This is a genomic window from Serpens gallinarum (assembly GCF_014836765.1).
Classification (GTDB): Bacteria; Pseudomonadota; Gammaproteobacteria; order Pseudomonadales; family Pseudomonadaceae; genus Serpens; species Serpens gallinarum.
This window is the reverse complement of record NZ_JACSQG010000006.1, coordinates 122470-145040: the sequence shown is the minus strand read 5'-3', so window position 1 is coordinate 145040 and position 22571 is coordinate 122470. Positions and strand designations below refer to the sequence as shown.

Here is a 22571-nt window from a genome sequence, read left to right as displayed (position 1 = left end):
AATGCGGATACTGCCGATATGACCACGCCTACCGCTCTGAGCCTGAAGAAACTCTATTCCGGCAAAGTACGCGACCTCTATGAAATCGATGACCAGCGCATGTTGATGGTCGCCAGCGACCGCCTCTCGGCCTTCGACGTCATCCTCGATGAGCCGATCCCGGAAAAAGGCAAGATCCTCACCGCGATCTCCAACTTCTGGTTCGACAAGCTCAAGGATCTGGTGCCCAACCACTTCACCGGCGACAAAGTTGAAGACGTGGTGCCCGCCGCCGAGCTGCCGCTGGTGGAAGGCCGCGCGGTAGTCGCCAAGCGCCTCAAGCCGGTCGCGGTGGAGGCCATCGTGCGTGGCTACATCGTGGGTTCCGGTTGGAAGGAATACCAGCAGAGCGGTACCGTCTGCGGCATTCAGCTGCCCGCAGGACTCAAGGAAGCCGCCAAGCTGCCAGAGCCGATCTTTACGCCTTCGACCAAGGCTGCCGTGGGCGACCATGACGAGAACATCTCCTTCGAACAGTGCGAAGCCATCATCGGCAAGGACCTGGCGGCCAAGGTGCGCGACACCTCCATTGCGCTGTACACCGCCGCCGTCGAATACGCTGCCACCCGCGGCATTATCATCGCCGACACCAAGTTCGAATTCGGCCTGGATGAAAACGGCACCCTGACCTTAATGGACGAAGTGCTGACCCCGGATTCCAGCCGCTTCTGGCCGGCTGATAGCTACGCCGAAGGCAGGAACCCACCGAGCTTCGACAAACAGTTCGTGCGCGATTGGTTGGAATCCACCGGCTGGAACAAGGAGCCACCGGCCCCCGCCGTACCGGCCGATGTCGCCCAGAAAACCGCCGATAAATACCGCGAAGCGCTGACCCGCCTTACGGCTTGAGCTGGCACGGGCGACGCATCGCACGCAAGCATCTGATCCTGCGCGAAAATTCCCTGCAAAAGGGTTCGACAAATGGACATGAGCTGGTATGATGCGCGCCGACTTGGGAAGATGCCGGAGTGGCCGAACGGGACGGATTCGAAATCCGTTGAACCAGCAATGGTTCCTAGGGTTCAAATCCCTATCTTCCCGCCAAATAGTACGTCGAAAGCCCCGTTCTACGGGGCTTTCGCGTTTCTGGGGTTTGCAATTTTGGCTCGACCCACAACCTGACCCACACCTTAGTGTTGGCTTCAACATCAACAGATGTCGGTATCGCGATGTTCACGGTGGAGCGCTGAGTGTGCGCGGGCTGCGCCCGTTATTAATCCTCATCCAGCGTCTGGAGCTGCGACCAGGAAGTTGAGCAGGCGCGCACCGCAGTTGCCCCGGAGCGAAGGGTATACAGCATGGAGGATCTCGCGCTGTGGCTCCCAGCCTGGCAGCACATGGGTCAGTTCGCCGCTGGCCAGCCAGTCGCGCACCATAACCTCACGCGCAACAAATCAAATGGTGCTGTGTATCGACCGCCGTCTGCACGTTGTAGCCGACAATTCAGTGTCGCGAGTCATCATGGAGCGGGCATCAGGATCGGCCAGCGAGACCTGCTTGTCCGGGTGATTCGTTCCAACGCCGGCTCAGACCGGGATCAGCTCAGTTCGATGGCCAGGCAGGCCCGAGAGGTGATGGGGCCAGAAACACTGTCGGTGGTGGCTGACCGAGGTTATTCAAGGGCGCGGAAATCCTGGCTTGCCACGATGCCAACATCATCGCATATGTACCCAAGCCGATGACATCAGGCGCCAAAGTTGACGGGCGTTTCAACAAATGCAGAACCGCCTCAATAACGCACCGGAAATGTTGCGAGTCCGGAGAGAGTGCGGCGAGCCAGCACGTCGTAATCGGTTAGCAGGTAGGTGGGCAGGGTCAGGCTTATGTTGCTGCGCAAAGCGCCCAGGAGCGGATGGAACGAGTTCACGGCCAGGTCCTCGCGACGGCGTAAGTGGCGTGATGATGCGCAATGTCGTGAGCCAATACAGCCAAAAAACTGAAAGTGAATCGTTCGGTTATTGCCTCTCGAGGTACGGACGGTTATGTCACTGACATAACCGTCAATGAGCCGGACGGTGGAATTATTCCACTGGCATAACGGATCAGGATTCGCGCCTGAATCGGCTGTGCTGACGAAGCTCATCGAGGCAGACCTGTACCTGTGCGAACACCTGGTCGTCGAGTTGGCGTTTGGGCGGCGTCGGCTCACAGCTTGAAGCCTAATGGCCTGCCGCCGCGAGATGGGGTGAGTTTCAGTTTGTTCAGCCCATCGAGGCACAAGCCAAGCGCTGCATCCTCGTGCGCGCGGTACAGTACTAATACTAATGCTTGTATTTGTATGTACTGTACTAGGGGAGTTCGGATTCCGAACTGCGCCGTAATTATTTGATTTCAGGCTTGGTTCGGATTCCGAACTGGGCGTTGCACGATTCCGAACCAGGGCTTGCACGAATCCGAACCGGGCCAAATCACCTGGTTCGGATTCGTACGGTGGCATAGCTGTGCCGCGACATCGTGATTCCTATTAGCGATTTGATAAATCGCAAGCTTGGTAGCACTGTCTGTGAGTACCTATTGCCTCATGCGGATATCAACTGACCTCATCACATTGACTCTTGTACGACGCTTCTCGTTTTTTTAAAAGCCTTAAGTCAACACATCCAATAGATGTTGTATTACATCCCGAGCCCCTCATTTTATAGATAACTGAATTAGACCGCGTTGCGTAGCTGCTCCCTGGGCGAGTTCTTACACTCCGGCCCAACACAGGAGAGCCTCTATGAACACGGCTGTATCTAACCAGAGTACTAGCATTTCGACCCCGTTTCTCCGGGATTCAGACGTCGCCGAATTGGCTGTCTGGTCAAAATCCATTGCAGCGCTCGCCGATGCTTACGCAAAACCCATCAAGCCCGAGATGGTTCCCCCTCGTGTGATGGCGCGGGGGGAGGGGTTCTGGTTGCGCAGCCTGTGTGCGCTGTCGCCCTCCGGTGAATACATGGGCTGCAAGCTGATTTCGGCTTCGCCCAAGATCCATCGCGCCAGTTACCTGATATCGCTTTTCGACCAGCGCACTATGGAATTGGCCGCGCTGATCGACGGCAATCGCATTACCGACATTCGCACTGCTGCCACCGCAATAGTGGCGGTCAACGCGTCGAATCCAACCGGCGCGTTGCGGGTGGGGGTGATCGGCTCTGGCGCGTTGGCGAGCGGGTTGCTGACAGCCTTACTGGCAGTGCGCGAGGTGTCGCAGGTCCGGGTATTCAGCCCGACCCCAAGCAGCCGCCAGCGATTTGCCGATGCCTTTTGGGCCTCCCATGACGTGCGCGTGGAGGTGGCTGACACGCCGCAGGCCGCCATCAAGGATGTGGATGTGGTGTTTTGTGCGGCGCGCAGTCGCGATGAATCACCGGTCCTGCTCGGCGAATGGCTGCAGCCAGGGATGGTGGTGATTTCGGTCGGATCCACCCTGCCCGAACAACGTGAAGTGGACTCGGCGGCCATGGCCCGCGCCGATCTCATCATTGCCGACATGCCCGAAGAAGTGCTGCACGAGACCGGCGATGCGCTGGAGGCCGTGCGCCAGGGTGTGGATGTGGCCGGGAAAACGGTCGGCCTCGGCGATGTCATGGCCGGGCGGGTCGCCGCCCGCAAAGCCTCGACGGACATCGTCCTCTACAAGTCGGTCGGCACCGCACTCCAGGATGTGGTGATCGCAGAAATGCTGCTGCGCGAAGCGCTGGCCACCCAGCAATACCAATTGATTCCCGCCGGCATCGTAACCATCGACCGCTGAAAAATAATAAATAAGGAGAAGCAAAATGGCTGACTACAAGCGCAATGAGGCCCGCGAGTGGGCCTGGCAAAATCTGATGGGCTGTTCGGGTGTGACCATCCCCAGCTACAGCGCCGACCTCAAGCATTTGAACGAACGCGGCATTCGCCACGATATCCAGAAGATCGCCAGCCTCGGTTTCAAATCCACCCTGCTGTGCACCGAAGTGGCGATTACCCCGGAAGAGAATGCGCAGTTCACCGCCTGGGCCAAGGACACCGCCGGCGGCAGGCTGGACCTGTTCTTCCATGCCGGCTTCGGCACCTTGGGTGACAACATCGAAGCGGTGAAGCTGGCCGAGAAGGCCGGCGCCGATATCGCGCTGCTGTCCTATCCGTCGAACTTCTGGCCGACCAGCGAGCAGGACATTTACGACTACACCAAGGAATTCTGCGACGCGACCGATCTGGCGGTGATGCTTTTCGCTATCCCGCTGTGGGGCTTCGAGCGCGTGCACCCGCAGGGAATGTCACCGGAGCTGATTCGTCGCCTGATTGACGAATGCCCGAACGTGGTCTCGCTCAAGGCCGAGCAGGGCTTTCCGCATATTGGCGGGCTGGTCGAGTCCTACCACCGCTTCAAGGACGACGTGATCATCAGTTGCCCGATCGAAAGCGACATCATCCCGCTGATGAAATTCATGGACCTGCAGTTCTCTGGCACCAGTTACACCCAGTGGATGGGCGATCATTTCCCGAAGACTTTCAACCTGGCCCGCGAAGGCAAGTGGGAGGAGGCCATGGCGCTGTACTGGCAGGCGCAGCCGGCGCGTGCCGCCGTAGGTGCCGCCACCGGTGCCTACATGGCCGGTTCCAACTACATCAACCGCGCCCATTGGAAATACATGGACTGGCTGGCCGGTTTCAACGGCGGCCCGTTACGTGCGCCGATCGCGCGTATCCCGGATCGCATGATGAAGACCCTACGCCAGGGCCTGGTGGCGTCGAAGCTCGAGTGCACCTCGGACGACGACAGCCAGTTCCTGATCGGCCGCTTCCCCTGCTGAGGACCCGATGATGTCAGTCGAACTGCTGAAAGATCGCGGTCTGTGGCGCACCGGCGCCCTGATCGACGGCACGTGGATCACCGAAACAGCGCATGGCATCTACACGCTGAACAACCCGGCGACCGGCGAGCTGCTGGTCGAATTACCGATCTGCAAGGAAGCGGAGGCCGAGGCGGCCATCGAAGCCGCCGACCGGGCCTTCCGCACCTGGAGCCAGACCACCGCCAAGCACCGCTACGAGGTGATCAACCGCTGGTATCAGCTGGTGGTGGAGCACAAGGACGACCTGGCCACGTTGATCACCCTGGAAGAAGGCAAGCCGCTCAGCGAGGCCCGTGGCGAGATCGACTACGCCGCGTCCTTTCTGCAGTGGTTCGCCGAGGAAGCCAAGCGGGTGCGCGGCGACGTGATTCCCGCGACCAAGCCGAGCCAGCGCATCCTCGCACTGAAGCAACCGATCGGTGTGTGCGCGGCGATCACTCCCTGGAACTTCCCGGCGGCAATGATCACCCGCAAAGCCGGACCGGCACTGGCCGCCGGCTGTTCGATGGTGGTCAAGCCTGCCAGCCAGACACCACTGACTGCCCTGGCACTGGGCGAACTGGCCCTGCGTGCGGGCGTCCCGGCCGGGTTGTTTTCTGTGCTCACGGGCAACGCCACGCGAGCCACCGGCGGCGTGCTGACCAGCCACAAGCTGGTGCGCAAGATCACCTTCACCGGCTCCACCGAAGTCGGGCGCATCCTGCTCGAGCAGTCAGCCAGCACCATCAAGAAGTGTTCCATGGAGCTGGGTGGCAACGCGCCCCTGATCGTCTTTGAAGATGCCGATCTGGACGCGGCGGTTGAAGGCATCCTGGTGGCCAAGTTCCGCAACTCCGGGCAGTCCTGCATCGCCGCCAATCGCGTGCTGGTGCATGACAGCATCTACGAGCAACTGGCCGAGCGGCTGGCCGCACGGAGTGCCGAACTGCGGGTTGGCAATGGTCTTCAAGAGGGCACTCAGATCGGTCCAATGATCGACGAGGCTGCGGTGGCCAAGGTTGAGCAGCACCTGCGCGATGCCATAAGCGGCGGCGCTCGCGTGCTGGTGGGTGGTCGTCGTCACGACCTGGGTGGCGCCTTCTTCGAGCCGACCGTGGTAGCGGACGTGAATCTCGGTATGACCATCGCCCGCGAAGAAACCTTCGGTCCAGTGATGCCGCTGCTGCGCTTTGCTGACGATGCCGAGGCCATCGCCATGGCCAACGACACCGACTTCGGTCTGGCCGCCTACCTGTTTAGCCGCGATGCGCAGCGGGTCTGGCGCACCGCCGAAGCCCTGGAAGCCGGCATGGTCGGCATCAACACCGGGCTGATCTCCAGCGAGGTGGCGCCGTTCGGTGGGGTCAAGCAGAGCGGCCTGGGACGTGAGGGTTCTCAGTACGGCATCGATGAGTACCTGGAAATCAAATACCTCTGCTGGGACGGGCTGCAGCCTGCGGACTGAGTGTTCGCTATCAGGCCCCGAGGATCGAGCTTTTGGCAGGTTCTGGAAAGCGTAACGCCAAACAATAATGATAAATGTGCGGAGCTAAACCCATGATCTACATGAAGAAAAACAAAAATGGCTATTTAGCGTGGGGGACAGTGCTGTTGTCGGCCTCGTTGTTGCCCTCCGCTGGCTGGGCATCCCTGAGTTGGGAGGTGGCGGATGGCGTCAGGGCCGACTTCACCAACACGCTGCGTTACTCGGCGGCCTTCCGTACTCAGGAGCGTGACAGCGAGCTGCTGGCCAACCCCAACCTGGACGATGGCAATCAGAATTTCAGCACCGGCCTGATTTCCAACCGTCTCGAGCTGTACAGCGAGCTGGACGTGGTCAGCGACCATGGCTTCGGTGCGCGTATCAGCGCCCAAGGCCTGTACGACACGGTGTACAACCGCGAGAACGACAACCCCGGCGGCACGGTCAATCATCGTTCGCGTGAGTACAACGAATTCACCAAGAAGACCCGCGAACAGCATGGCCGCGACGTGGAGTTGCGTGATGCCTTCCTGTTCGGGCGATTCCAGCTGGGCGACATGGCCGCCGGCTTGCGGGTCGGGCAACATTCGTTGGTCTGGGGTGAGAGCCTGTTCTTCGCCAACAACGCCATTGCCGGAGCGCAGAGCGCATTCGATATCACCCGCCTGCTGGGCGATCCGACTGCCGAGGCCAAGGAATTCGTGCTGCCGGTGCCGCAGATATCGGCGCAGCTGGAGCTGAGCAGCGACCTCACGCTCGAGGGCTATTACCAGGTCCGCCATCTGCACAACCGCATACCGGCGGTGGGAAGCTATTTCTCCTTCTCCGATGTGGTCGGCAGCGGGGCGGAGCGGCTGTTGATGGGGCCAGGGTTGTCTGCTGAGCGTGAATCCGACATGGCGGCCAGCGATTCCGGCCAGTTCGGTGTCCAGTTGCGCTGGCGTCTGGGTGAAACCGACCTGGGCTTCTATGCCCTGCGTTTTCACGACAAGGATTTCCAGCAGGTGATGCGCTTGGGCCAGCCGTTCGGTCCGATGGGGCCAACTATGCCGACTAGCTATTACCTGGCCTATCACGAGGACACCACGCTGTATGGCATCAGTGCCAGCCGCAGCTTTGGCGAAATCAACCTGGCGACCGAAGCGTCGATCCGCAAGGACCAGTCCCTGGCCTCCACCCATGCCGTGGATGCCTCGGCCCTGGCCCCGCCGGGTGTGATTGCCAGCCCCGATAACCGGGACAACCCTGCCTATGCCGTGGGTGATACCGCGCATATCAACGTCTCGACCATCTGGAGCGTGCCACATACCCCGCTGTGGAACGAGGCCAGTCTGGTGGCGGAAGTCGCCTGGACGCGTCTGCTGAACTGCGAGCAGAGCTGTGCAGCGCTGGATACCAACGCAACCCGTGATGCCTGGTCCATGCGGGCGGTGTTCAAGCCGACCTACCGCCAGCTGTTTTCCGGCTGGGATGTTGGCGTACCACTCGGGGTCGGTTTCTCGCCCAATGGCTCGCGCAACATTCTCGGTTCCTCGGCGGTACCACCCGAGGGCGGCGGCGACTTCACCCTCGGCCTCAGCGGCCTGTACATGAGTGAGTGGGAGTTCAACCTGGCGTATACCCGCTTCTTTGGCCCAGGTGGCGAGTTCCTGGATGAGAACAATGAGTTCAGCTATCGCCAGGCCCGTAAAGATCGTGATTTCGTCGCTGTCACGGTCAGACATAGCTTCTGAAACGGCTTTAAAACAATAACAAGAGCGGTGAGGTATCTATGAAAAAGCTTCTTGCTATAGGACAAGGCCTGGCGCTGGTGGCCTGTGCCCTTGCGACGTCCGTCCATGCCAGCGTGAGTGCCGATCAGGCCCAGCGTCTCAAAGGTGATTTGACTCCACTGGGCGCCGAAAGGGCGGGTAACGCCGACGGCTCCATTCCGGCCTGGGCCGGCGGTTTGACCACGGCAACGGCCGGCGATACGGCAGGCGGGCGACGGGGTGATCCGTTCAAGGACGAAAAGCCGCTGCTCTCGATCACGGCGCGCAATATGGAACAGCACGCCGCGCAGCTCACGGAAGGCACCAAGGCGATGCTGAAGAAGTATCCCGACTCCTTCCGTATCGACGTCTATCCCACGCACCGAACTGCGGCGGCGCCGCAGTGGGTGTATGACAACACCTTCGCCAACGCCACCCGCGGCACCCTGGAAAAGGGCGTGCCCAAGGGCGTTTACGGCGGTATCCCGTTCCCTATTGCCCAAAGTGCCGAGCAGGTCATGTGGAATCACGTGCTGCGTTGGCGCGGGATGCGTTTCGAGCACCATACGACCTGGTACCAGATCCTCGCCGATGGGCGCTCGGTCCTGGTGACCGATGCGGTGACCAACGAGCAATTGCCGTTTTACGACCAGAACAGCAACCTGGAACAGTACGAGAAGGCCAATAAGCCGTTCTGGCAGGTGGCGATCCGCAACATCGGTCCGCCGCTGCGTGCGGGCGAGGCCTTGCTGGCCCACGAATACCTGGACCCCGATCAGTTGCAGACCTGGGTCTACCTTAAGGGTCAACGCCGGGTGCGCAAACTGCCGAACGGCTGCTGCGATACGCCGACACCCGCGGCGGCGGGGGTGATGACGTTTGACGAGATGTACACCTGGACCGGGCGCATGGACCGCTTTGACTGGAAACTGATCGGCAAGGAGGAGATGTACATCCCCTACAACAGCAACCGCCTGCTACAGCCGAGCGACGATATGGACGTGTTGTCGCCGGGCCACCTGAATCCCGACCATGTGCGCTGGGAGAAGCATCGCGTCTGGGTGGTCGAGGCCAACGTGCGCAACGGCGCTCGCCATCAGGCCGCCAAGAGCCGCTACTACTGCGACGAGGATACCTGGGTCTGCACACTGGCCGATCGCTGGGACGCTAAGGGCCAGCTATGGCGCACCATGTGGTCGATCCCCATGGTCGTGCCGGAGCTGCCTGGCTCCGCGATAGCAACCTTTGGGTATTACGACCTGCTGGCCGGCACTGGCTTCGTGGCGCAGCTGCATAACAGCAAGCCCAAGCACTACGTGTTGCATGACGGCGGCAGTGAGTCGGTGTTCTCTCCGGCTGGCCTGTCCGGTAACAGCGTGCGTTGAGATAGCAGTGGAGTTAAAGAAGGGGCCGCAAGGCCCCTTTTTCATTTCCGGAGCGTCAGCCACTGAGCGTGACGCCCCAAGGTGTCCATTTTTTAGATAACTGAAATTGAGCCTGCCGCGTAGCCGAGCCTCTGGGCGGTTCATACACTCGGTCCAAGCCTGCCGCTTAGTCGATGGCTAGCGGTTGAAGTTGATAATAAGAAATCCAGAGGCATGTCCCATGAACTGGAAAGTGAAACAGCTGCGTAATGGCGTGCTCGGGTCGGTACTCTGCGGGATCTCGGTCGGTGTGTTCGCCCTGGTGTCCTCCGGTGCGGACTTTGCCGATGCCTTGCAACGACCGGCGGTGCAGATCGCCCAGGCGGAAAAGGCCGTGTTGCTCGGCGCTGCCACCAGTGCCAGCGGGCGTATCGTCGCGGTGGGTGAGCGCGGCCTGGTGGTGCTGTCGGATGACGGCGGCGTTCACTGGCGCCAAGCGCCGACGCCGGTCAGTGTAACCTTGACCGCCGTTCGCTTTGGTGCCGACCAGCGTGGTGTCGCGGTCGGGCACGGCGGGGTGGTGTTGACCTCCACCGACAATGGTGAAAGCTGGATCCAGCGCTTGGATGGCGTCAGCGTCGCCCAGCTGGCGGCCGCCGAGGCCGAGGCCTCCGGTGATGAGCTGATGCAGGAAAGTGCCCGCCTGCTGCGGGACGAGGGGCCGGATAAACCCTTGCTCGATGTGCACCTGGGTGAGGCGGGCGAGCTGCTGGTGGTAGGCGCCTACGGCCTGGCTTTTTCCTCGAGCGATTTCGGCCAGACCTGGACCTCATGGATGGGGCGGCTGGACAACCCCGACGGCATGCACCTGTATTCCGTGCGCCAGCACGGCCAGGTGATTGTCATTGTCGGAGAGCGTGGGCTGGTGCTGCGCTCCACGGATAGTGGCGAGCACTTTACCCCGGTGGACATTCCCTACGCTGGCAGCCTGTTCACCGTCGAGCTGCTGTCGCCGAGCGAGATGGTGGTGGCCGGCCTCAAAGGCACCGTGCTGCGCAGTCAAGACGGTGGTGGCAGCTGGCAGGCGCTGGATGCCGGCAGCTCCGCATCGCTTACCGCCTCAAGCCTTGCCGCGAACGGCAGCCTTTATTTCGTCAGCCAGGCGGGCCAGGTACTGATGCTCGGGCCTCGGCGTCTGACGCCGGTGAGCAGCCAGCCTCGAGCGGCGCTGAACGGCATCCTGGTCATCAATCCTGAAACCGTCGTGTTGCTGAGCGGCAGTGGTGTCTCGACGCTGCGCTTGGGTGATGAGGAGCGTCGTCCATGAACCTGCAAACAGAAACCCCATGCGCCCTGTCAGCGAGGGACTTCAATTCCGCCTCCGGTTCGTTCGTCGAACGGGCCATTTTCAACCACCGTCTGATCGTAATTCTGCTGTGTGCGGTCTTGACCGCGTTTCTCTCCTTCCAACTGACCCGCCTGGAACTGGCGGCCAGCTTCGAGAAGATGATCCCTCAGGGTCACCCCTATATTCAGAACTTCATGCACCACCAGAATGACCTGGTCGGTCTGGGCAACGCGGTGCGCATGGCTGTTTCCAACCCGGACGGCACCATCTACGACGCCCGTTACATGGAGGCGCTGCGTGAACTGAACGATGAGCTGTTTCTCTTGCCCGGCGTCAACCGGATGCAGATGAAGTCGCTCTGGACGCCCTCGACCCGTTGGGCCGGCGTGACCGAGGACGGCCTGGAAGGTGGGCCGGTGATCCCCGACGGTTATGACGGCTCGGCGCAGAGCCTGGAGCAATTGGCTGCCAACCTGAGTCGTTCGGGGGAAATTGGCCACAGTGTATCCACTGACTTCACCTCCAGCGTGATCTTCGTGCCGCTGCTATCCAGCGATGCGCAAGGCCGCCCGCTGGATTATCCGGCCCTGGCCGAGTCGCTGGAAATACTGCGTGCCAAGTACGAGGCGCAGGGCTACGGCGTGTACATCACCGGCTTCGCCAAGCTGGTGGGCGACCTTATCGACGGTGTGCGCATGGTGATGCTGTTCTTCGCCATCACCATTGGCCTGGGTGCGTCGATCCTGTTCTGGTACACCCGCTGCTGGCGGGCAACGGCGGCGGTGGTGACCTCCTCACTGATCGCGGTGGTTTGGCAATTGGGCATGTTGCCGACACTGGGCTACGCGCTGGACCCCTATTCGATTCTCGTGCCCTTCCTGGTGTTCGCCATCGGCATCAGCCACGGCTCGCAAAAGATGAACGGCATCCTGCAGGACGTCGGCCGTGGTTCGAGTAAGCTGATCGCCGCGCGTCTGACGTTCCGCCGCCTGTTCGGCGCGGGCCTAGCGGCGCTGGTGATCGATGCGGTGGGCTTCGGCGTGCTGCTGGTGTTCGATATTCAGGCGATCCGCGAGCTGGCACTGGCCGCCTCGATCGGTGTGGCGGTGCTGATCATGACCAACCTGATCCTGTTGCCGGTCATTCTCAGTTATGTCGGCGTCGGTCGCGCCGCCGCCCAGCGCAGCCTGCGCGCCGAACACGCGGAACAATCCGGGCAGCGCAAGCACCTGTTGTGGCGCTTCCTCGGCTGTTTTACCGAGCGTCGCTGGGCCAGCGTGGCCATTCTCGGCGCCGTGGCGTTGGCGGCGGTCGGGCTGCTGATCGCCTCCCATCTGCAGGTCGGTGATCTGGACCCGGGCGCGCCGGAGCTGCGCCAGGACAGTCGCTACAACCGCGACGTGGCCTTCCTAAACGCCAGCTACGGCGCGTCCAGCGACGTCCTGGCGATCATGGTCAAGACCCCGGCGGGCTACTGTTCGGCGTACGAAACGTTGAACAAGGTGGACTCGCTGGAATGGCAATTGCGCCAGCTGCCGGGCGTAGAAAGCACCAATACCCTGGCACTGCTCAACCGTCGCATGAGCGCGGCGCTCAACGAAGGCAACCCGAAGTGGTACGACTTCGTGCCCAACCAGTCGATGCTTAACGCCGTCACGGCGGGCGCCCCGCGCGGGCTGTATGACGATGCTTGCTCGTTGTTGACCATGTACGTCTACCTGACTGACCACAAGGCGGCGACCCTGTCCCGCGTGGTCGAGCATGTCGAACAGTTTGCCACTGTCAATAACACGGACGAGGTGCGCTTCCTGCTGGCTGCGGGTTCGGCGGGAATCGAGGCGGCGACCAACATCGTGGTGAAGGACGCCTGGCTGAAGATGAACGTCCTGGTCTACGCCATCGTTTCTCTGCTGGCTCTGATCACGTTCCGCTCGTGGCGCGCGGTGGTGATCGCCATTCTGCCGCTGATGCTGACCTCGATCCTGGCCGAGGCCTTGATGGTCGGCCTGGGCATGGGCGTGAAGGTGGCGACGTTGCCGGTCATCGCGCTGGGCGTGGGAATTGGTGTCGATTACGCGCTGTACATCCTCTCGGTGATGCTGGTGCAACTGAAGTCGGGTCAGCCGCTGTCGGTGGCGTATTACCGTTCGCTGATCTTCACCGGCAAGGTGGTGATGCTCACCGGGGTCACCCTGTCCCTCGGCGTGGCCACCTGGGTTCTCAGCCCCATTAAATTCCAGGCGGATATGGGAATACTGCTGGCATTCATGTTCCTGTGGAACATGCTCGGTGCGCTCATATTAGTTCCTGCGCTCTCACACTTCCTGCTCAAGACTAAAGTTGCAGTTGACGGTGATATTGAAGTTGTGAGCAATAGCGCGAGATCAAATGTCAAGGCTGTTGTTGTTTAAGTAAGAAGCTTGTTTTAGAGTGGCTTCTATATAAATGCAAGTTTCGATAATAATTATAATGAGTGAGGTGCATAGTATGTTGAATTACGATCTTATCTATTCGGGTGATCGTGATGCGTTTCTGGATAACCTGTGTCAGCGCGTAGAAGCCGGTATGGATCAAGGCCTGCTGCCCGTCGAAGTGTTCCGCGATGACACGGTGTTCCGGGCCGAGATGGAGCGCATCTTTACCCGTAACTGGATCTTCGTTGCCCATACTTCCGAAATTCCCAATAAAGGTGATTTCGTTCTTCGCCGCCTGGGTCTGGATAAGGTGATAATTACCCGCGATAACAGTGGAGAGATTAATGTCTTGCTTAATCACTGCCGTCACCGGGGTAGTGAGATATGCCATCACGATAAGGGTAATGCCAGTACCTTTAAATGCCCCTATCACGGTTGGGTCTATCGTAATAATGGCGACTGGGCCGGTGCGCCGCATTTGGACGATGCCTACGGCGGGCCGCTGGATAAAAAGGAATGGGGCCTGCTGCGCACGCCACGGGTCGAAGTACTCCATGGCTTCATCTTCACCTCGCTGTCGGACAACGTACCGCCGCTACGGGAATACCTGGGCGGGGCAGCCTGGATGTTCGATGCCATTTTCGGCTTGCATCCGGACGGCATGCGAGTTCTCAAGGAGCCCGAGCGCTTTATCGTCAAGGCGGACTGGAAGAGCGGGGCGGAGAACTTCAGCGGCGATGCCTACCACGTCAGTACCGCGCACTTGTCGGCGTCCCTGTCGAACTTCATTCCCGCGGTCAACGAGGTCAGTAGTGTTGCCTGCGCCTATGACTTCGGTAACGGCAACAGCTTCATCGGCCACGACCTGCCCAAGCTGATTCATCCCATGTTTGAAATGTGGGGATACCCGCCCGAGTTTCGCGAGCAGTTCGACCTATCGGGCCTGGATGAAACCCAGATCGAGATGATCACCAACAAGCCGCCGACCATCGGCACGATTTTCCCCAACTTCAGCTACCTGCGCTTTCCGCAGCCTGCGGTTCCTGGCGAAATGCCGGTGCCTTTCACCAGTATTCGTGTGTGGCAGCCGGTTGCGCCAGGCGTCATGGAACTGTGGAACTACGAGCTTGAATACGCCTTCCTGCCGGATGAGTTCATCGAAAAATGCTACTTGGCGGGCCAGTTCGGTTTTGGCTCCGGCGGTATTTTCGAGCAGGACGACACGGCAGTCTGGGAAGGCATTGCTAAGGCGGCATCGAGCCCCTGGAACCGCGCCAAGGGCACTCAGCTGCATTATCAGCAAAAGCGCGAGCCGATCGACGAAACCTGGAAAGGGCCGGGTAACTTCCATCCCTCGGTGTACGGCGAGTCCTCCCAGGAAGCCTTCTGGCGCCGCTGGCTGAAGGAAATGGCCGACGGCAAGGCCGAGCGGATTATTCGCGATGATGCCTGTAATAAAGGAGCGCAGAGATGAGCCAGAAAACCGACCCCCAGCTGCGCGAGATTGCCGCCGAGTTTCTTGCCACCGAAGCCTTGTTGCTGGATGAGCGACGCTTTCGCGACTGGTACGACATGCTCGATGACGAACTCAACTATGAAGTGCCCATTCGCATCGCGATGAAGACCTACGCCGAGGAATTCCCCGACGGCGCCTACCGCATCAGCGATTCCAAGGCTCATATCCAGACCCGTATTGCGCGCCTGGAAAGCGGCCACGCTTGGGCCGAAGTTCCGGCCTCCCGCACTCTGCGTCTGGTGGGCAGCCTGCTGGTGGAGCCCACCGAACAGGAGGACGTGATCTCGGTGATCAGCGCGATGATCATGTACCGCCAGCGCGGCCACGACGACAAGGGCGACGTGGTCCCCGTTCGCCGCTATGACCTGCTGCGCCTCACGGACACGGGCGCGAAGTTGCTCAAGCGCAAGGCCGTCATCACCGAGGCCGTGTTGCAGACGCCAAACCTGGGTGTGTTCCTGTAACCATCTGAGCCCAACAAGAACAAGAGAGCAGTGCGATGGCAGAACGAGTTGAGGTCATTCTGGATACCAAGAAGTGCCAGGGCTATGGACTGTGCCTGGGATCTGATGATGTGTTTGAAATGGAGCCGGAGGGCAATGTTGCGCGGTTGAAAATGCGCTTCGTGGATATCTCGCGCCTGGACGAAATGGAAGACGCGGCACGCGACTGTCCCGCCAACGCCATCAGTTGCCGAGTCGTCCAAGACTAACTATTCAGGAGCGCAGGACATGAGTAATAACGTCAAGAATATTATTGGTGGCAAGTTCGACCAGATCTGCTTCGTGGTCGACGACATCGAGGCCGCCATCGAGGTGTGGAAAAAAACCAATGGCGTCGAAGTCTGGAACATTGCCTACGACCTGGCCAAGGAGCAGACCCAGAAGGAGCTCTGGGGCAAACCGGGCGATTTCCAGTTCAGCTGCGCCTACGGCTATGCCGGCGACACCCTGATCGAGCTGGCCCGCCATGACGGCGGCCAGAGCCTGTACAAGGACTTGCAGGAAACCCGCGGCTTTGGTCCGCACCACATCGGCTTTCGCCAGAGCAATGCCGAGGAATACGACCAGGCGGTAAGCCATTACCTCGAACAGGGCGTGGTCAAAGCCATGGCCGGTTTCTTCGAGGGGCCGTTCGGCAATTGCCGCTGGAGCTACTTCGACACCCGTGAGCTGATCGGTTGCTACACCGAGTTGTACTACGTCGACGGCGAGCTGAGCGCGCGCATGGACGCCCTGCGGCACGGCGAGAACGTCAGCATCACCTCATGATTGACTGCTGCGCCGGGGCGTCGCGGTCATGCCAGGCGCCCCGCATACCCCCTTCGTACACTAACAAGAGCACGAAATGTATGAACATCATCGGTCCAGACGCGCTGGTTTTCGCGGTTGACGACATCGCCACCGCCGCCAGGTACATGACGGATTTTGGCCTGCAAGCCGCGGGTAGCACTCGTCATGGTCAATTGTTCGAAACCCTGGACGGCACGGGTGTGGTCATCTGTGACGTCAACGATCCGGCGCTGCCCCCGGCGCTGAGCCCCACCAACAAGCTGCGCAAGATCATCTACGGGGTTAGCGATCAGCGGAGCCTGGAGCAGATCGCCGCCGAACTCGGCAAGGACCGCGAAGTGCGGCGCATGGACGACGGCAGCCTGGAGGCGGTCGACGACATGGGTATTCACCTGGCTTTCCAGCTGACGGTGCGCCGCGAGATCAGCCTGCCGGCGGAAAAGATCAACGCACCGGGCGCGCCGCTGCAACGGGGTGTCAACGTGGTCGGTATTGACCCGGATACCCCGGCTCGGGTGCAGCTCCGCTCGCTGGGCCACTTTGCGCTGTTCGTGCCCGATGTACCCAAGGCCGAAGCCTTCTACACCGAGCGCCTGGCCTTTCGCTGCAACGACCGCCTCGGGGGTGGCCCGTTCATGCGGCCCAAGGGCACCCAGGAACACCACACTATGTTCCTGATCCAGACTCCGCCCCAACTCAAGGGCGTGGAGCACATGGCGTTTCACCTCGGTGGCCCGAGCGAGGTGATGGAGGCGGGCAATCGTTTCCGCGAGCTGGGTTACAGCAGCTTCTGGGGGCCGGGCCGTCACTCGTTCGGTTCAAACTGGTTCTGGTATTTCGAAAGTGTGCTGGGCTGTCGTTTCGAGTATGACGCCGACATGGACCAACACGACGACAACTGGGTACCCCGGGAAAAGCCTCTGCACGTGGACAATGCCCAGGCCTACCTGCTGCAGGTGTGCGAGAACTGGGCACCCTTCGGCCCGCCGCCGGTCAAGCCGACCACTGAAGAGGTGGCTAAAGCCTGACTCCCACCGCAGAAACACGAAACCGCACTCAGGTGCGGTTTCGTGTTTTTCAGCGCCCTGTTTTTCAGTGTCACCACCGTCTGCCACACGGCATACGAGCCGGCACTGTATTCACTTCGCAGATAGCTGGATTGATTCAACTTGGGTGGCTCGTGCCAAGGGGCATTCTTAGAATGATTTTCACGCGATTGTCTGGGGTTGGGCCGGCCCCGTGCCAGGCCCATGAATAACTACAAGAAGAAACGGGAAGATCAGCATGGCATCGGAAAATCGTTTTCGCTTCACCGGCGTAGAGTGCATCAAGTTCGCGGTCGAGAACGTTGACGACGCCGTTCGCTTCGCCACCGACTGGGGGCTGACACCTGTTGCGTCTGTCGACCCCGAGGTGAGGATCTTTCGCAGCGTCGACGGCTCCGAAGTGCATGTGGCACAGGCCGATGAGGCGCGCGCGGATCGTCGCCCAGTGGGCGGTGGTAGCGGTATGTGCGAGGTGGTCTGGGGTGTAGAGGATCGCGCCAGCCTGCTGGCCCTGGCCGAGGAGTTGGGCAGTGACCGGCGCGCCGAGTTCGATGCCGAGGGTGTGCTGCACAGCGTCGATGACCTGGGCATCAACCTGGCCTTTCGCTTGGCCCAGCGCCGTTCCGCGGTGTATGAAGCGACGCGCTTCAACTCGCCAGGCCGCCCCGACCGCATCAATCGGCGCGCGCCGCGTTGCGAGGCGGCCAAACCCCACGAAATCAGCCACTTGGCCATTGGTGTGGATGACGCCGGTCAGGCGGTGCAGTTCTACCTGAAACGCCTGGGCTTCATCGTTTCAGACCGCTACGCCAACCGTGGCGTGTTTCTGCGCTGCTCGCCCAGCGGCAACCATCATCATGTGTTCTTCATGAATGCCAAGGTGCCGGGCACGCGCTTCAACCACCTGGCCTTCAAGGTGCGTGACATTCACGAAGTGATTGGCGGCGGCCAGCACCTCGAATCGCTGGGCTGGAAGACTTTCGCCGGTCCGGGCCGGCACATCATTTCCTCGGCCTGCTTTTGGTACTTCCAATCGCCGTTTGGCGGCGCCTGGGAATACGCCGCCGATGAGGACGTGGTGACCACTGAGTGGGAATCCCAGGACTTTGCCGCCACGTCGCACATCTTTACCGAATGGACCTTTGGCCTGGAGAAATCCGACGGCACCCTCAAAGGCCCGATTTCCGGCAGTAAAGACAAAACACTGTAATCGGCCTATCGGTCCTGCTTCACCGCCGCCATTGGCGCGGCGGAGTCGGCCGACGATAGGCGGACCATTTCGCCGGCAACAAGGAGTTCTCCCGTGTCTGCATCGCGTCCTTGCGAAACCCCTTACTGGATCGAACTGCTGCACAGCCAGGTTCGCCAGATCCAGGGAAAATACCGTACCCGCATCATTGAGGCTGGCTCCGGGCCGGCATTGATCCTGCTGCATGGCACGGGCGGTCATGCGGAAAACTACGCGCGTAACATCGCCCAGCTGGCGCAGGACTTCCACGTCATTGCCCTGGATTTCCTGTGGCATGGCAAATCCCAGACCGAGGGTTATGACCCCGAGATCATTCCGCCGCTGGTGGACCAGGTCATCGATGTGATGGATGAACTGGGCCTGGCGAGTGCCTGTGTCGAAGGCCAGTCGCTGGGCGGCTGGGTGGCGATGCAGCTGGCCTTGCGTCACCCGCATCGAGTGAATGCGCTGGTACTGACCACCACCATGGGCTACACGCCGGACGCCGGTGCCATCGACGGCTATGTGGAACCGAACTGGGCGAGCAACCTGGCCAGCTCGCTCGAGGTGCTGCGCAACCCCAGTTATGACGCGGTGCGTACACGCATGGAGCGGATTCTGGCCAAACCCGAACGGCTGACTGATGAGGCCATTCGCGTACGTCAGGCTCTGTACCAACAGTCCGAATTGGCCGAGGTGCAGCAGCGGTTTATTGCCGAGTACCTGGCCGGCGAGACCATTCGCCAGCATCGGGTCACCGATGCGCTGGCCCGGCAGATCGCCGCGCCCACGCTGGTGTACTGGGGCGAACGCAACCGTACGCCGCCGTCACTGGGCCAGCACATTGCTCGCCAGGTACAAAACGGCCGCTTCCATTGCGCCAGCGACACCGGGCATTGGGCGCAGTTCGAGAGCGCTCCGGAACACAACGAAGTGGTGGCGGCCTTCCTCAAGGCGCACCTGCCCCCGGTCTGAATCAGCAGAAGGAAAACAACAATGTCGATACCCCCCCTCACGCTTGCCGGCCGCTGGGAAATTCTTTCCTGGGAACAGGCCTACGACGACGGTCGCCGCGAACTGCCCATGGGCGAGCGGCTACAGGGTTTTATTCAGTACACCGAGGCGGGCGACATGGCTTGCATGATCGCCGCCCAGGATCGCCCGAATTTCGAGACCGGCGGCCAATGGAATGCCAGCAACGATGAGAAGGCTCGTGCCTACAACAGCATGCTGGCCTATGGCGGTCGCTACGAAGTGAACGGCGACGTCATTTCTCACCGTGTCGAGATCAGCATGTTCCCCAACTGGAAAGGCGGTGTGCAGAAACGCCATTTCGAGGTCAATGCCGACGGCACCCTGACCTTGAGTGCCCGCCTGGAAGAGGGCACTCCCCAAGCACGTACCGCCCGCCTGGTGTGGCGGCGCGCCGCAGCACATTGAGGAAGAACGACCATGAGCGAGCAAGCCAGCAATCCAGAAATCGGCCAGAGCATCCAGACGGGCGCCATTCTCACCAATTACCACGATATCGGCAGCGGCGAGCCGGTGCTGTTGCTGCACGGTTCGGGGCCGGGCGTGAGTGCCTGGGCCAACTGGCGCCTACCGATCCAGGGCCTGAAAGATCAGTTCCGCCTGCTGGCGCCGGATCTGGCCGGTTTCGGCTACACACAGGTGCCGGAAGGTATCGAGTATTCGCGCCAGCTGTGGCTGGAGCAGATTGTCGCCTTCATGGATGCCAAGGGCATCGACCGCGCCAGCGTGATCGGCAACTCCTTTGGCGGTTCCATGGCCTTGGCCCTGGCTATCCATCACCCGGAACGGGTCAACAAACTGATCCTGATGGGCAGCGTCGGCGTGCCCTTCGAGCTGACGGCGGGACTGGATGCGGTCTGGGGCTATGAGCCCTCGGAAGACAACATGCGCGCCATCATGCGTATTTTCGCTTACGACCAGAAACTGGTCGGCGATGACCTGGTGCGCATGCGCTACGAGGCAAGCAAACGCCCCGGCGTGCAGGAGGCTTACGCCAGCATGTTCCCGGCTCCGCGCCAGCGCTGGGTCGAAGCCATGGCCCACGAGGAAGCGCAGGTGCGCGGCATCAAGCATCCGACTCTGCTGGTGCACGGTCGCGACGATCGGGTGATCCCGCTGGAAACCTCGCTCACCCTGCTGCAATGGATCGACAACAGCCAACTGCACGCCTTCGGTCGCTGTGGCCACTGGACCCAGATCGAACATGCCGCCGCGTTCTGCCAGCTGGCCTCCAGCTTCCTCAAGGCAGACTGAAACCGGCCCTTACCTAAAAACAAGAACAAGGATCACTCGATATGGCCAGCAAAGCAGCACGAAGAGCACTGATTGTCGGCGCCGGAACCGCCGGCATGTCCGCCGCCATTACCTTGCGCCGGATCGGCGTGGCGGTGGATCTGGTCGACATCAACCCGCAATGGGGCGCGCTGGGCGCCGGTTTGACCATTACTGGCCCGACCTTGCGCGCCCTGCACCAGTTGGGCGTGTATGAGGATGTGGCTCGCAAGGCGTATGTGGGCGAGGGCATTCAGGTCTGCGATACCGCAGGCGATCCGCTGCGCACGCTGGCGACACCCATGCCCGAAGGCAGCGAAGTACAGAGCAGTGGCGGCATCATGCGCCCGGTGCTGCATGGCATTCTGGAGAAGCACACCCGCGCCGCCGGAGCCAGCATCCGCATCGGCCTGAGCATCGAGGCGCTGCAGCAGGACGGCACCGGGGTGGATGTCACCTTCAGTGATGGCAGCCAGGGCCGTTACGACCTGGTGTTGGGCGCCGATGGGGTTTTTTCCCGCGTGCGCGGCCTGATCTTCCCGGATGCGCCCAAGCCCGAGTACACGGGCCAGAGCGCCTGGCGCCTGTTCCTGCCGCGTCCGCCGCAGGTCGAACGGCGCACCTACTTCCTCGGTGGGCCGGTCAAGGTGGGCTTCACACCGGTGTCGGAAACCGACATGTACCTGTTCCTGCTGGAGCGCACGCCCCAGGTGTTCATCAAACCGGAACACTTCCACAGCGAACTGGCCAAGCGCCTGGAAGGCTACGGCGGCATTCTCCAACAGATTCGCGAGTCGTTGAACCCGCAGTCCGATATCAACTTCCGCCCGCTGGAAGCCTTCATCCTGCCGTCGCCCTGGTACCGCAATCGGGTGCTGCTGATCGGCGATGCTGCGCACCCGACCACACCGCAACTGGCCTCAGGTGCCGGTATGGCCATCGAGGACGCGCTGGTTCTGGCTGAGGAACTGGAACAGGCGCAAACCGTGTCCCAGGCCTTTACCCATTTCATGGAGCGTCGTGAAGGACGGTGCCGGCTGGTCACCGAAAGCTCGATGGAACTGGGGCGTCTGGAACAGGCACGAGCACCGGTCGAGGCGCAGACGGCGGTGGTCGAGCGAGCGTTGCTCAAGTTGAGCGAGCCGGTCTGACGGCAGCGGCGGTTACCGAACAGTGAGGGAAATTGACATGAGCATCGACCCATCCGTGTTGCACAGTCTCAGTGCTGGGCTGTACCAAGCGCTGCGCCAGGCCGAGGCCATCGAGCCGCTGACCACACGCCATCCGCAACTGACTATTGAGGACGCCTACGGGATTCAGCAGCAACTGATTGCCCGGCGTCTGGACGACGGCGAGCGCATCGTCGGCAAGAAGATCGGCGTGACCAGCGTCGCGGTGATGAACCTGCTGGGGGTGGACCATCCCGACTTTGGCATCCTTACCGATGCCATGGTGTACAACTCCAGCGAGGCGATTGCTGCGTCTGCGCTGATCCAGCCCAAGGCCGAAGGCGAGATTGCCTTCGTTCTCAAGCATGACCTGAGCGGCCCGGGCGTCACCGTGGCCGAGGTGCTGCGCGCCACCGAAGGGGTGATGGCCTGCTTCGAGATTGTCGATTCGCGTATCCGCGACTGGAAAATCAAGATCCAGGATACCGTCGCCGACAACGCCTCCTGCGGGGTGTTCGTGCTCAGCGACCGGCTGGTGCCGGTGGCCGAGGTGGACCTGAGCCTGTGCGGCATGGTGCTGGAGAAGAACGGCGAGATCGTCGCCACCGGTGCGGGCGCGGCGTCCATGGGCTCGCCGGCGGTGGCCGTGGCCTGGCTGGCCAATACCCTGGGGCGCCTGGGTATGTCGCTGAAAGCGGGCGAAGTGATTCTGTCAGGCTCGCTCGGGCCGATGATCCCGGTCACCGCTGGCGACAACCTGCGGGTGTCCATCGGCGGCATCGGTTCCTGTTCGGTGCGTTTCGTTTGATGTC

At 61.1% G+C, this 22571-nt stretch carries 20 protein-coding genes, 1 tRNA gene and 2 pseudogenes; 21 read left to right on the top strand and 2 right to left on the bottom strand.

Features of this window, described 5'->3' with window-relative positions:
• Window positions 1–18: 18 nt before the first annotated feature.
• The gene (locus H9642_RS12480) at window positions 19–888 is read left to right on the top strand and encodes a phosphoribosylaminoimidazolesuccinocarboxamide synthase (protein ID WP_251836773.1); all 870 of its coding nucleotides are present in this window, start codon (window positions 19–21) and stop codon (window positions 886–888) included.
• Between the two features lie 105 nt (window positions 889–993).
• Window positions 994–1083: transfer RNA gene (locus H9642_RS12475), tRNA-Ser, on the top strand.
• A 348-nt stretch (window positions 1084–1431) separates the two neighbouring features.
• Here H9642_RS12475 and H9642_RS12470 read toward each other — a convergent pair.
• Window positions 1432–1544: pseudogene (locus tag H9642_RS12470) on the bottom strand (hypothetical protein); the annotation flags it as partial.
• Between the two features lie 9 nt (window positions 1545–1553).
• Here H9642_RS12470 and H9642_RS12465 point away from each other — a divergent pair.
• Window positions 1554–1756 (top strand): annotated as a pseudogene (locus tag H9642_RS12465) (IS5/IS1182 family transposase); the annotation flags it as partial.
• A gap of 12 nt (window positions 1757–1768) precedes the next feature.
• On the opposite strand, the gene H9642_RS12460 reads toward H9642_RS12465, so the two are convergent.
• Window positions 1769–1906, bottom strand: a complete 138-nt coding sequence (locus H9642_RS12460) for a hypothetical protein (protein ID WP_251836849.1) — start codon at window positions 1904–1906, stop codon at window positions 1769–1771.
• A gap of 852 nt (window positions 1907–2758) precedes the next feature.
• On the opposite strand from H9642_RS12460, the gene H9642_RS12455 reads away from it, so the two are divergent.
• From H9642_RS12455 to dmpE, 18 genes are all read left to right on the top strand, one after another.
• Window positions 2759–3778 (top strand): ornithine cyclodeaminase family protein, encoded by a 1020-nt coding sequence (locus H9642_RS12455; RefSeq protein WP_251836772.1) that lies wholly within the window; start codon window positions 2759–2761, stop codon window positions 3776–3778.
• A 25-nt stretch (window positions 3779–3803) separates the two neighbouring features.
• Entirely contained in the window at window positions 3804–4823 is a 1020-nt protein-coding gene (locus H9642_RS12450) for a dihydrodipicolinate synthase family protein (RefSeq protein WP_251836771.1), read from the top strand.
• Between the two features lie 10 nt (window positions 4824–4833).
• Window positions 4834–6309, top strand: a complete 1476-nt coding sequence (locus tag H9642_RS12445) for an NAD-dependent succinate-semialdehyde dehydrogenase (RefSeq protein ID WP_251836770.1) — start codon at window positions 4834–4836, stop codon at window positions 6307–6309.
• Between the two features lie 92 nt (window positions 6310–6401).
• Window positions 6402–8060, top strand: coding sequence for a DUF1302 domain-containing protein (locus H9642_RS12440; RefSeq protein WP_251836769.1), 1659 nt, complete (start codon window positions 6402–6404; stop codon window positions 8058–8060).
• A gap of 38 nt (window positions 8061–8098) precedes the next feature.
• Window positions 8099–9463, top strand: coding sequence for a DUF1329 domain-containing protein (locus H9642_RS12435; protein ID WP_251836768.1), 1365 nt, complete (start codon window positions 8099–8101; stop codon window positions 9461–9463).
• A 220-nt stretch (window positions 9464–9683) separates the two neighbouring features.
• Entirely contained in the window at window positions 9684–10769 is a 1086-nt protein-coding gene (locus H9642_RS12430) for a WD40/YVTN/BNR-like repeat-containing protein (protein ID WP_251836767.1), read from the top strand.
• Window positions 10766–13201, top strand: coding sequence for an efflux RND transporter permease subunit (locus H9642_RS12425; protein WP_251836766.1), 2436 nt, complete (start codon window positions 10766–10768; stop codon window positions 13199–13201). The genes H9642_RS12430 and H9642_RS12425 overlap by 4 nt, the downstream gene beginning before the upstream one ends.
• Before the next feature lie 76 nt (window positions 13202–13277).
• Window positions 13278–14678, top strand: a complete 1401-nt coding sequence (locus H9642_RS12420) for an aromatic ring-hydroxylating oxygenase subunit alpha (protein WP_251836765.1) — start codon at window positions 13278–13280, stop codon at window positions 14676–14678.
• A complete protein-coding gene (locus H9642_RS12415) occupies window positions 14675–15184 on the top strand; it encodes an aromatic-ring-hydroxylating dioxygenase subunit beta (protein ID WP_251836764.1) in 510 nt (169 codons plus the stop codon). Before H9642_RS12420 ends, H9642_RS12415 begins: the two co-directional genes overlap by 4 nt.
• A 35-nt stretch (window positions 15185–15219) precedes the next feature.
• The gene (locus H9642_RS12410) at window positions 15220–15432 is read left to right on the top strand and encodes a ferredoxin (protein ID WP_251836763.1); all 213 of its coding nucleotides are present in this window, start codon (window positions 15220–15222) and stop codon (window positions 15430–15432) included.
• Window positions 15433–15451: 19 nt separating this feature from the next.
• Window positions 15452–15991, top strand: a complete 540-nt coding sequence (locus tag H9642_RS12405; protein WP_251836762.1) for a VOC family protein — start codon at window positions 15452–15454, stop codon at window positions 15989–15991.
• 80 nt (window positions 15992–16071) lie between these two features.
• Window positions 16072–17040 (top strand): VOC family protein, encoded by a 969-nt coding sequence (locus tag H9642_RS12400; RefSeq protein ID WP_251836761.1) that lies wholly within the window; start codon window positions 16072–16074, stop codon window positions 17038–17040.
• A 256-nt stretch (window positions 17041–17296) separates the two neighbouring features.
• Complete coding sequence (locus H9642_RS12395; RefSeq protein WP_251836760.1) at window positions 17297–18268, top strand: VOC family protein; 972 nt, start codon at window positions 17297–17299, stop codon at window positions 18266–18268.
• A gap of 93 nt (window positions 18269–18361) precedes the next feature.
• The gene (locus tag H9642_RS12390; RefSeq protein WP_251836759.1) at window positions 18362–19261 is read left to right on the top strand and encodes an alpha/beta fold hydrolase; all 900 of its coding nucleotides are present in this window, start codon (window positions 18362–18364) and stop codon (window positions 19259–19261) included.
• A 21-nt stretch (window positions 19262–19282) separates the two neighbouring features.
• Window positions 19283–19726: a lipocalin-like domain-containing protein gene (locus tag H9642_RS12385; protein WP_251836758.1), complete on the top strand. Its 444-nt coding sequence runs from the start codon at window positions 19283–19285 to the stop codon at window positions 19724–19726.
• A 12-nt stretch (window positions 19727–19738) separates the two neighbouring features.
• On the top strand, window positions 19739–20572 hold the full coding sequence (locus H9642_RS12380) for an alpha/beta fold hydrolase (RefSeq protein WP_251836757.1): 834 nt from the start codon (window positions 19739–19741) through the stop codon (window positions 20570–20572).
• Between the two features lie 41 nt (window positions 20573–20613).
• Window positions 20614–21741 carry an FAD-dependent oxidoreductase gene (locus tag H9642_RS12375; RefSeq protein WP_251836756.1) on the top strand — a complete coding sequence of 376 codons (1128 nt, stop codon included), beginning with the start codon at window positions 20614–20616 and terminating at the stop codon, window positions 21739–21741.
• 37 nt (window positions 21742–21778) lie between these two features.
• Window positions 21779–22567, top strand: coding sequence for a 2-oxopent-4-enoate hydratase (gene dmpE / locus H9642_RS12370; RefSeq protein ID WP_286010313.1), 789 nt, complete (start codon window positions 21779–21781; stop codon window positions 22565–22567).
• The last annotated feature ends 4 nt before the right edge of the window (window positions 22568–22571 follow it).

Coding starts and splice junctions, on each gene's coding strand:
- H9642_RS12480 (WP_251836773.1), top strand. CDS start 19: ATGACCACGCCTACCGCTCTGAGCCTGAAGAAACTCTATTCCGGCAAA.
- H9642_RS12455 (WP_251836772.1), top strand. CDS start 2,759: ATGAACACGGCTGTATCTAACCAGAGTACTAGCATTTCGACCCCGTTT.
- H9642_RS12450 (WP_251836771.1), top strand. CDS start 3,804: ATGGCTGACTACAAGCGCAATGAGGCCCGCGAGTGGGCCTGGCAAAAT.
- H9642_RS12445 (WP_251836770.1), top strand. CDS start 4,834: ATGTCAGTCGAACTGCTGAAAGATCGCGGTCTGTGGCGCACCGGCGCC.
- H9642_RS12440 (WP_251836769.1), top strand. CDS start 6,402: ATGATCTACATGAAGAAAAACAAAAATGGCTATTTAGCGTGGGGGACA.
- H9642_RS12435 (WP_251836768.1), top strand. CDS start 8,099: ATGAAAAAGCTTCTTGCTATAGGACAAGGCCTGGCGCTGGTGGCCTGT.
- H9642_RS12430 (WP_251836767.1), top strand. CDS start 9,684: ATGAACTGGAAAGTGAAACAGCTGCGTAATGGCGTGCTCGGGTCGGTA.
- H9642_RS12425 (WP_251836766.1), top strand. CDS start 10,766: ATGAACCTGCAAACAGAAACCCCATGCGCCCTGTCAGCGAGGGACTTC.
- H9642_RS12420 (WP_251836765.1), top strand. CDS start 13,278: ATGTTGAATTACGATCTTATCTATTCGGGTGATCGTGATGCGTTTCTG.
- H9642_RS12415 (WP_251836764.1), top strand. CDS start 14,675: ATGAGCCAGAAAACCGACCCCCAGCTGCGCGAGATTGCCGCCGAGTTT.
- H9642_RS12410 (WP_251836763.1), top strand. CDS start 15,220: ATGGCAGAACGAGTTGAGGTCATTCTGGATACCAAGAAGTGCCAGGGC.
- H9642_RS12405 (WP_251836762.1), top strand. CDS start 15,452: ATGAGTAATAACGTCAAGAATATTATTGGTGGCAAGTTCGACCAGATC.
- H9642_RS12400 (WP_251836761.1), top strand. CDS start 16,072: ATGAACATCATCGGTCCAGACGCGCTGGTTTTCGCGGTTGACGACATC.
- H9642_RS12395 (WP_251836760.1), top strand. CDS start 17,297: ATGGCATCGGAAAATCGTTTTCGCTTCACCGGCGTAGAGTGCATCAAG.
- H9642_RS12385 (WP_251836758.1), top strand. CDS start 19,283: ATGTCGATACCCCCCCTCACGCTTGCCGGCCGCTGGGAAATTCTTTCC.
- H9642_RS12380 (WP_251836757.1), top strand. CDS start 19,739: ATGAGCGAGCAAGCCAGCAATCCAGAAATCGGCCAGAGCATCCAGACG.
- H9642_RS12375 (WP_251836756.1), top strand. CDS start 20,614: ATGGCCAGCAAAGCAGCACGAAGAGCACTGATTGTCGGCGCCGGAACC.
- dmpE (WP_286010313.1), top strand. CDS start 21,779: ATGAGCATCGACCCATCCGTGTTGCACAGTCTCAGTGCTGGGCTGTAC.